The sequence below is a fragment of the Hymenobacter sp. genome (genome assembly GCF_036387835.1).
GTDB lineage: Bacteria > Bacteroidota > Bacteroidia > Cytophagales > Hymenobacteraceae > Hymenobacter.
Genome location: NZ_DASVSY010000110.1, coordinates 68,180 through 77,122, shown reverse-complemented (window position 1 = coordinate 77,122; position 8,943 = coordinate 68,180). Strand labels below are relative to the sequence as shown.

The following is an 8,943-nucleotide window of genomic DNA, read 5'->3' as shown; positions in this document are numbered from 1 at the left end:
CCCCGTCCAGTAGTCCCGACAAGCCCGTGGCCGTGGTCGCCCCCGTCGAACTCAGCAAATAATCCGTGTACAGGTCCAGTGTGCAACTCATCATAAGGTTCCTAAACGAATGAACTGTCCCTGCGACTGCGTAACATCAGTTAATAAGTTAACTCAACTGGACAGTGTAGCGTATGGAACCTAGACAGCTAGAACGATTTAGCGCAGCGGAGAAGGAGGGCGAGCCACAAATTCAGGGTTCAACTAAACCCTATCTTATCTGAGCAGGTTGTTTCCAAGTCAACCTACAGCTTGGGCGTTTGACTTTCAGTGCGTGAGGCCACGTGACTAGCTTCGGTTTTACTTCATATCTCCTGCTTTATGTCAAATAACTTAACTCCGGACGACTTCGCCGGAACGCCCGCTGGTGTCCCGCCCGAAGATAAATCCAGGCGCTCCTTCATGAAGCAGGCCGGTGGTATTTTGGGTTTGGCCCTTACGCCGCCATTGGTCAGCCAAGCCGAGCGCCTGACGGCCTATTCGAAAACGGTGGAGGGCGTGTCGGAAATGACGTTACGTGTGAACGGCACCGCCCGCACGCTGCGCGCCGAGCCCCGCGTAACGCTGCTCGATGCCTTGCGCGAAAACCTGAACCTAACCGGCAGCAAAAAAGGCTGCGACCATGGCCAGTGCGGCGCCTGCACGGTGCTCGTCGATGGCCGCCGCATCAACAGCTGCCTCACGCTGGCCGTGATGAATCAGGGCAAGGAAATTACCACCATCGAAGGCCTGGCTAAAGGCGAGGAGTTGCACCCCATGCAGGTAGCCTTCGTGAAGCACGACGGTTTCCAGTGCGGCTACTGCACGCCGGGCCAAATCATGTCGGGCGTAGCTTGCGTGAAAGAAGGCCACGCCACCACCGACGCCCAGGCCCGCGAATGGATGAGTGGCAACCTCTGCCGCTGCGGTGCCTACCCCAACATTACCGCCGCCGTGCGGGAAGTGGCGGGGTAAAGGGTGAAATTGTGAGATGGTGAAATGGTGAGTTTGACGTGCTGGCCGCGCCACTGGCGCCAGTAGTGCAAACCCGCACCAGCCGAACATCAAACTCACCATTTCACCATCTCACAACTTAACCACTACTAAATCATGAACAACTTCAGCTATACCACCGTCAGCACGGCCAAAGAAGCTACCGGAGCGCGCAAAGACAGTGCGCAGGCCGCTTTCATAGCCGGCGGCACCACGCTGCTCGACTTGATGAAGCTCAACGTCGAGCAGCACCCGCAACTCGTGGATATCAACATGGTGCCTTTCAAGGGCATCAGCGAAACCACCGATGGCTTGCGTATCGGGGCCTTGGAGCGGATGAGCGACGTGGGCGAAAACCCACTGGTCGTGCAGCAGTACCCGGCTATTTCCGAGGCGCTGCTGCTTAGTGCTTCGCCGCAGCTGCGCAACATGGCCAGCATCGGCGGCAACCTGATGCAGCGCACCCGCTGCACCTACTTCCGCGACACGGCTTTCCCCTGCAACAAGCGCAACCCCGGCTCGGGCTGCCCCGCCCAAACCGGCGACAACCGCGGCCTCGCCATCCTAGGCGGCAGCACCGCTTGCATCGCCACCAACCCCGGCGATATGGCCGTGGCCCTGGTGGCCCTGGATGCGGTGGTAACGCTCGAAAACAGCAAAGGCAAGCAGCGCCGCATACCCCTTCTCGATTTTCACTTGTTGCCCGGTACCACGCCCCAACGCGAAACTGTGCTCGAAGCCGACGAGTTGATTGTGGCCGTAACGGTGCCCGCCGCCGCGCACGCCCGCAAGTCGCACTACGTGAAGGTGCGCGACAGGGCGTCGTATGCTTTTGCGCTGGTATCGGCGGCCGTGGGGCTCGATGTGCAGGGCGGGCAGATTCGGTCGGCGCGCATTGCTATGGGCAGCGTGGGCACCAAGCCGTGGCGGGCGCTGGAAGCGGAAAAAATGCTGGTGGGCAAGCCCGCCACGGAAGCCAGCTTCCGGGCTGCCGCGGCGGCTGCCGTGCGGGGCGCGGCCCCGCGCGAGCACAACCGGTTCAAGGTGGACATGGCGCAGAAAACCATTGTCCGGGCCTTGCAAGAAATAACGGCGTAATACCAACGCAGAGTGGGCTAATGGCTGCTGACGTTCAACGACTGTAGCATGAAGCTTTCCTTTGGCGCCTTGTTGAACGGGTACTGCTAAGGTGAAAGAACAACAACGTTCAACGATCCGCGAAGCGTAAGCTTCGCGCCACATCCTACGATTTCGCATCAACCCTCATGGATACCGAACCTAGATTTTTTGAAACCAACGGCCCCGGCACCGGCGGCGTGGTGGGGCAACCGCTCAGCCGCGTAGATGGCTACGACAAGGTAACCGGCAAGGCAAAGTATTCCGCCGAGTTTCCAATGCAAGGCTTGGTGTACGGCGTGCTGAAAGGCAGCGAAATTGCTAAAGGCAAAATTCTGAACATCGACGTTACGGCAGCCATGAAGGAGCCGGGCGTGCTAACAGTACTCACGCATCAGAATCTGCCCAAGCTCGCCAAAACACCCAACGACCAAGAAGGTAAAAAAGCCATTGGCGCACCTATGGGCTTTCTGCCGCTTACCTCGGATGTGGTGCACTACGCCGGGCAGCCGGTGGCGTTGGTAGTTGCCGATACGTTCGAACGGGCCACGCACGCGGCCTCGCTGGTGAAGGTGCAGTACGCTGCCGAGAAGCCTTTAGCCTCGTACCAGGACCCCAAGGCGGAAATCTTCAATCCGGAGAAGGTGCAGGACGACAAAACCAAGGGCTACACCCGCCGCGGCGACGCGCAGGCGGCCCTGGCGTCGGCGCCCATCAAGCACAAAGCCACCTACACCCACGCCATCAACCACCACAACCCCATGGAGCCCGGTTCCACCACGGCCGTGTGGGAAGCGCCCGACCGGCTGACGGTGTACGAGTCCACGCAGGGCATTACGCGCACGCAGAAGTCGTTGGCAACCATGCTAGGGCTGCCGCAGGAGCAGGTTCGGGTGGTGACCAAATACATTGGCGGCGGCTTCGGCTGCAAGGGCTCCACTTGGCCCCATACAGTGCTGACGGTGCAGGCCGCCAAGGCCGTGAACCGGCCGGTGAAGCTGGTACTCACGCGCCAGCAGATGTTTACGAGCATGGGCCACCGCGAAGACCAAACCCAAACCCTGCAAATCGGGGCCACCAAGGAAGGTAAGCTGCTGGCGTTGGTACACGAAAAAACCTCGACCACCTCGCCCTGGGACAATTACGCCGAGCCCAACAGCCGCATCATCAACCTGCTCTACGACTGCCCCACCTTCGAGTCGTCGTACCAGTTGGCCCGCGCCAACGTGATGACGTCCACGTTTACCCGCGCCCCCGGCGAGGCGCCCGGCTCGTTTGCCATCGAGTGCTCGATGGATGATCTGGCGGCGCAGCTTGGGATTGATCCGCTGGAAATCCGACTGCGCAACTACGCCGAAAAAGACCCCACCAACGGCAAGCCGTGGTCGAGCAAGAGCCTGAAAGAATGCTACGCCCGCGGCGCCGAGCTGTTTGGCTGGAACAAGCGCAACCCCCAAGCCGGTGCCACCCGCGACGGGCGCTACCTGATGGGCATGGGCATGGCTACGGCCTCGTACCCGGTGCACAATTCGCAGGGCACGGCCCGCGTCCGCCTTTATGCCGACGGCCACGCCGTGGTGCAAAGCGGCGCCACCGACCTCGGCACCGGCACCTACACCGTGATGACACAGGTAGCGGCCGATGCGTTGGGACTGGCTCCCGATAAAATCCGCTTCGAGCTAGGCGATTCGCGCTTGCCGACGGCGCCTAACTCGGGCGGCTCGGTGGCCGGGGGCACGGTGTCGTCGTCGGTGTACGTGGCGGCGCAGGAGGTGTGGCAGAAACTGAAGAAGCTGGCCGTGGCCGATAAAAAGTCGCCGCTCTACAAAACTAAAATCGAGGACGTGGTGGTCGAGAAAAACCGGCTCGTGCTCAAGGCCAACAAGCAGAAGGGCGAAGACTTCGCGGCCCTGATGAAGCGCAACGAAATGAGCGACATCGAGGGCACCGGCAACGGCAAGTACGGCGCCGGCTACGAAAGCGGCCTCGCCCCCGGCCCCGCCGACTCGGGTCATCAGGACGATAATGCCGGCCACTCCATGCACTCGTTTGGGGCGCATTTCTGCGAGGTGCGCGTCGATGCCGAGCTGGGCACGGTGCGCGTCACGCGTTGGGTGAGCGTACACGGTGCCGGCCGCATTCTGAATGCTAAAACGGCCCGTAGCCAAATTATTGGCGGCAGCATCTTTGGCATAGGAGCAGCCCTGATGGAGGAAACTTACCGCGACCCAAACTTCGCCCGCTACACCAACGCCAGCCTCGGCGAGTACCACATTCCCGTCAACGCCGATATACCGGAAATGACCGTGGAATTTATCGAGGAGCACGACCCCTACATCAACGCCATGGGCGTGAAGGGCATCGGCGAAATATCCATGGTAGGTGTATCCGCAGCCGTAGCCAACGCTGTATTCCACGCCACCGGTAAGCGGGTTCGTGACCTGCCCATCACCCCGGACAAAGTGATGGACGCTTTGTCTGTCTAGCGTTGTTGCTATTGTCTGGCCAGAGTTGGTTGGAAGAACGTGCAATTGCTTAGAAGGAAGCTAGAGGAATAACGGCTGGTTCCCTTCCTCATTTGAGGAGGGGAACCAGCTGCTGGCTTTAATTCTGTTACGGAAAAGCAACTTTAGGGCGTCAAAAGCTTCTTTACCTCGTATAAGCCTTATGCCTTTTAGCGCAAACTGATTATTCGCATGACTGAGCTTCAGCGTCTTCTTCTGGCTTACGACGAGCACCGCGCTGCTAACCGCGCCTGTGCACTGGCGTCGGTGGTTGATGTGGCGGGTTCGGCGTACCGGCGTCCGGGTGCCCGGATGTTGGTCACGGAAGACGGACAGCTTACCGGGGCCATCAGCGGCGGCTGCCTCGAAGGTGATGCCCGGCGCCGCGCCCGCCAAACTATTCGGCAGGGCCGCCCGACCGTCGTCACCTACGATTCCACTGACCCCGACGATGATTTGCAGTTTGGCGCCGCGCTTGGCTGCCAGGGCATCGTGCAAATTTTGTTGGAGCCGCTTGCTTTCACTGATCCTGACAATCCGCTGGAGCTGCTGCGCCGCTGGGCTGAAGGAGTGGAGGCACCGGCCGTAGTAGCCACTGTGTTTAGCTTGGCGGGGGCACAGGCTCCGGCCCAAATGGGGGAGCGGCTCTTGTTGTTGCCTAATGGTGCGGTGCAAGGTACACTGGCCGCCGATTCTGCGCTATATGATACGCTGTTGACCGATGCCCGCGCTGCGCTGCAAGCCGGGCAGCCTGCCACCCGCCAGTATGCGGCCGGCGCCGGTACGGTGCGAGTGTGTCTGGAAATCCTGCGCCCACCCGTACGCCTTACCATCTATGGGGCTGGCAACGATGTGCAGCCACTCGTGCGTTTGGCGGCCGGCCTAGGTTGGCGCGTGCAAGTACTCGATGGCCGGCCGGCACAGGCGCAGCCCACCCGGTTCCCGGAAGCCGAGCAAGTGCGGGTGCTGCCGTTAGCTGAAGTAGGAGAGGAGCCCCACGATGCGCGTTTCGCCCTGCTCATGACCCACAATTACTACTACGATTTAGCTGTGCTGCGCCACCTGTTGCGCGCCCCTGCGCGCTACATCGGGCTGCTAGGACCCCGCAAAAAGTACGAGCGGCTGCTTACCGATTTGCAAAAGGACGAGCCCACCGCCGGGGAGTTGCTAGCCAGCCGGCTCCATAGCCCCATCGGCCTCAACTTGGGGGCCGAAACTCCCGAAGAAATTGCGCTGTCCATCGTAGCCGAAATCCAAGCTGTACTGGCTGGTCGCCCTGCCGGCTTCCTCCGCGACTCGCCCCATCCCATTCATCCACCCCTGCATACCGATGGGCCGCTGGTGTCGGATGGGGAAGTAGCGGCTGTATGCGAATTATAAGAAGTTGCTGGCTTCTACATAGTTAGCCGCGTATCCCAAAAGGTGATGCAGCTCTCAGCATAACTAAAATCAGCAGCTTCTTACAATGCCTACTGCCGTCATTCTTCTTGCTGCCGGTTCTTCTTCGCGCCTAGGCAAGCCCAAACAACTGCTGCAGTATCAGGGGCAAACGCTGCTACGTCGCGCTGCCGAAACCGCCGTGGCTGCAGCGGCAGGAGCGCCCGTGGTGGTCGTGACGGGTGCTTTGCATGAGGAACTACTGCCGGAATTAGTGGGCTCACCCGTCTTAGCTGTGCGCTGCTTAAACTGGGCCCAAGGAATGGGGGCCTCGCTTAAAACTGGGTTGTTTGCCTTGGAAAGCGCGTGCACCACCTGGGCCAGTGTAATAGTTATGCTCTGCGACCAACCGTATGTGACGCCTGTTCTCCTGGACCAGCTGGAAGCCAGCTATATCCGTACAGGTCAGCCCATAGTAGCTGCCGAATATGGAGCCGTGCGAGGCGTACCGGTACTATTTGGGGCCGAAGTGTTGCCGCTGCTTCATGAGCTTCCCAATGAAGCCGGAGCCGCACAACTACTCCGGCAGCATCCCCAACTGGTAGCTACAGTGCCGTTTCCGGAGGGCGCCATAGACGTAGACACGCCCGAGCAATATGCCGAACTGTTGCGCAGCGAAGCGCTGCCCATAAACAGGCAATAGCCAACATTACCGCCGACCTAACAACCACAACCGTTGAATCCCGTTATCTTGGCCGGTATTCCACCTCAACCCTGTCTCTATGACAACTGCCTCGGCTACCGCGCCGGACACCGGCTTCGAGAACATTCCCAAAGACGATAAGCGCATCACCCGCGGCTGGACCTTCTACGACTGGGCCAATTCCGTGTACCCGCTGGTTATTACGTCCAGCATCTTCCCAATCTATTGGAGTTCAATGGTGAAGGAAGTTACAGGTACCGACAGCGGCAAAACCCCCGTTGAGTTTCTGGGGCTGCACGTTCCTGGTACTTCCTTACAGAACTACTCGGTATCGGCTGCCTTCCTCATTATTGCTCTCATCAGCCCACTGCTTACGTCTCTGGCCGATTTTTCGGGACGTAAAAAGCTGTTTCTCCAGTTCTTCTGTTACTTGGGTGCGGCCTCCTGCGCAGGGCTTTATTTCTTCGAGCCAAGTACGTTTACGCTGAGCGTATTCGTGTTTATTATGGCCACCATCGGCTTCTCGGGCTCCATTGTTTTCTACAATTCTTATTTGCCCGATATTTCATCCGAAGAGAAATTCGACTCGCTTTCGGCCAGGGGCTTTTCTATGGGCTATATTGGGTCGGTGGTACTGCTGATTATGTGCCTGATGCTCATTCAGGGGCCTACTTTATCGGGTACGCCTATGTTTGGGCTGAGTACCGGCCAAGCCACGCGGTTTAGCTTCCTGCTCACGGGCGTGTGGTGGGCCGGCTTCGCCCAAATTCCCTTTTTCACGCTACCCGCCGACCCTGGCCGTCCGGCCGGTGCCGCCTCCGACTCGGGCTGGCTGCTCAACGGCTTCCGGGAGTTGGGTAAGGTGTGGGAGGAAACCAAAAAACAGCCTAACCTCAAACGGTTCTTGCTGGCCTATTTCACTTACAACATGGGCGTGCAAACCGTGATGTACGTGGCGACCCTCTTCGGCTCCGAGGAACTGAAGCTCGATAGCACCTCACTTATTATCACCATTTTGCTGCTTCAGGTTGTCGGAATTCTGGGCGCCTACCTGTTTGCCAAACTTTCGGAGCGCATCGGCAACACACGGGCCTTGAGCTGGGCCGTGTTTATCTGGATGCTGATTTGCGTGGCCGGCTACTTCGTGCAGGCCGGCTGGAGCTTCTACGCCCTGGCGGCTGTAATTGGGCTAACGATGGGAGCCGTGCAAAGCCTCTCGCGCTCCACATATTCCAAGATTATCCCCGAAAACACCCCCAACTCAGCGGCTTATTTCAGCTTTTTCGACGTGACGGAGAAAGTGGGTATCGTCATTGGGCTCATCGTTTTCGGCGGTATCTCGCAGCTGATGGGCGGCAACATGCGCTACAGCATTCTGGCCCTGATTGTGTTTTTTATCCTGGGTCTGCTATTCCTATTGCAGCTACGCGGCCGGAAGCTTCGGGAGGATTCCACGCCAGCCACTGAGGGCGGCGCGCTGGCCCCGCCGCTGGCTACGCCTAACGTGGGTATGCCGGCTACTCCTAAGTAGCGCGTATCACCACAAAATGGGACTTTCTGCGTCATGATTCTTGAGTACCAATAACTTTTTGCCAGGAACCGGCTTCTAAAGCTCCTCGCTAGTCTCACAATAGCTTTCTTACCTCTCCCATGACGACCGAACCCCAACCCACCTTGCAGGCGGCCCTTAGCCAAGAGTTGAAACAAGAACTGAAGCTGACGCGGCGTCTGCTGGAGCGGGTGCCCACCGAACAGTTCGGCTGGCAGCCCCACCCCAAATCTATGAAGCTTGGTACGCTCGCTTCACACATGGCCAACCTAGTCGGCTTCCTGGAAATGTCGATGGCGGGTCCTGAAACAGACTTAGCTAGCGCCAAAATGCCCGAGTCGCCAACCAGCACCGATGAGGTCCTACGCCGCTTCGATGTCAACGGCGAGAACATCCATAAAGCGCTAGAGCAAGTAGACGATGCCACCTTTCAGGGCACATGGTCGTTGCGCCGCGGTGAGCAGGTATTCATGACCCTATCCCGCGCCGCCGTAGCCCGTACCCTGGTTTTAAATCACCTCATTCACCACCGCGGCCAACTCAGCGTGTACCTCCGCCTGCTCGACATTCCGGTGCCCGCCATTTACGGCGGCTCTGCCGATGAAAGCCCACAAAGGCCAGCTTAAATGAATATTAACATGAATTAATAGTTATATTCATCCGCAACAGCATTGCTATCAATA

The 8,943-nt window shown here is 58.9% G+C and carries 7 protein-coding genes; all 7 read left to right on the top strand.

Translation table 11 applies throughout. The features are described from left to right. The first annotated feature begins 360 nt into the window (after positions 1–360). The 7 genes from VF639_RS21495 (at position 361) to VF639_RS21465 (ending at position 8,886) form a co-directional block, all read left to right on the top strand. Positions 361–993, top strand: coding sequence for a (2Fe-2S)-binding protein (locus VF639_RS21495; protein WP_331148004.1), 633 nt, complete (start codon positions 361–363; stop codon positions 991–993). Between the two features lie 135 nt (positions 994–1,128). Next, positions 1,129–2,109 carry an FAD binding domain-containing protein gene (locus VF639_RS21490; RefSeq protein WP_331148003.1) on the top strand — a complete coding sequence of 327 codons (981 nt, stop codon included), beginning with the start codon at positions 1,129–1,131 and terminating at the stop codon, positions 2,107–2,109. A gap of 167 nt (positions 2,110–2,276) precedes the next feature. Continuing rightward, positions 2,277–4,613 (top strand): xanthine dehydrogenase family protein molybdopterin-binding subunit, encoded by a 2,337-nt coding sequence (locus VF639_RS21485; RefSeq protein ID WP_331148002.1) that lies wholly within the window; start codon positions 2,277–2,279, stop codon positions 4,611–4,613. Positions 4,614–4,823: 210 nt separating this feature from the next. Next, on the top strand, positions 4,824–6,011 hold the full coding sequence (locus VF639_RS21480) for an XdhC family protein (RefSeq protein WP_331148001.1): 1,188 nt from the start codon (positions 4,824–4,826) through the stop codon (positions 6,009–6,011). 85 nt (positions 6,012–6,096) lie between these two features. Further along, positions 6,097–6,711 carry a nucleotidyltransferase family protein gene (locus VF639_RS21475; protein WP_331148000.1) on the top strand — a complete coding sequence of 205 codons (615 nt, stop codon included), beginning with the start codon at positions 6,097–6,099 and terminating at the stop codon, positions 6,709–6,711. 79 nt (positions 6,712–6,790) lie between these two features. Next, positions 6,791–8,242, top strand: a complete 1,452-nt coding sequence (locus VF639_RS21470) for an MFS transporter (protein ID WP_331147999.1) — start codon at positions 6,791–6,793, stop codon at positions 8,240–8,242. A 119-nt stretch (positions 8,243–8,361) separates the two neighbouring features. Continuing rightward, positions 8,362–8,886 carry a DinB family protein gene (locus VF639_RS21465; protein WP_331147998.1) on the top strand — a complete coding sequence of 175 codons (525 nt, stop codon included), beginning with the start codon at positions 8,362–8,364 and terminating at the stop codon, positions 8,884–8,886. Positions 8,887–8,943 lie beyond the last annotated feature (57 nt).

Excerpts from the sequence above, each read along its gene's own strand:
- VF639_RS21485 (WP_331148002.1), top strand. The coding sequence starts at position 2,277 with ATGGATACCGAACCTAGATTTTTTGAAACCAACGGCCCCGGCACCGGC.
- VF639_RS21475 (WP_331148000.1), top strand. The coding sequence starts at position 6,097 with ATGCCTACTGCCGTCATTCTTCTTGCTGCCGGTTCTTCTTCGCGCCTA.
- VF639_RS21480 (WP_331148001.1), top strand. The coding sequence starts at position 4,824 with ATGACTGAGCTTCAGCGTCTTCTTCTGGCTTACGACGAGCACCGCGCT.
- VF639_RS21465 (WP_331147998.1), top strand. The coding sequence starts at position 8,362 with ATGACGACCGAACCCCAACCCACCTTGCAGGCGGCCCTTAGCCAAGAG.
- VF639_RS21495 (WP_331148004.1), top strand. The coding sequence starts at position 361 with ATGTCAAATAACTTAACTCCGGACGACTTCGCCGGAACGCCCGCTGGT.
- VF639_RS21490 (WP_331148003.1), top strand. The coding sequence starts at position 1,129 with ATGAACAACTTCAGCTATACCACCGTCAGCACGGCCAAAGAAGCTACC.
- VF639_RS21470 (WP_331147999.1), top strand. The coding sequence starts at position 6,791 with ATGACAACTGCCTCGGCTACCGCGCCGGACACCGGCTTCGAGAACATT.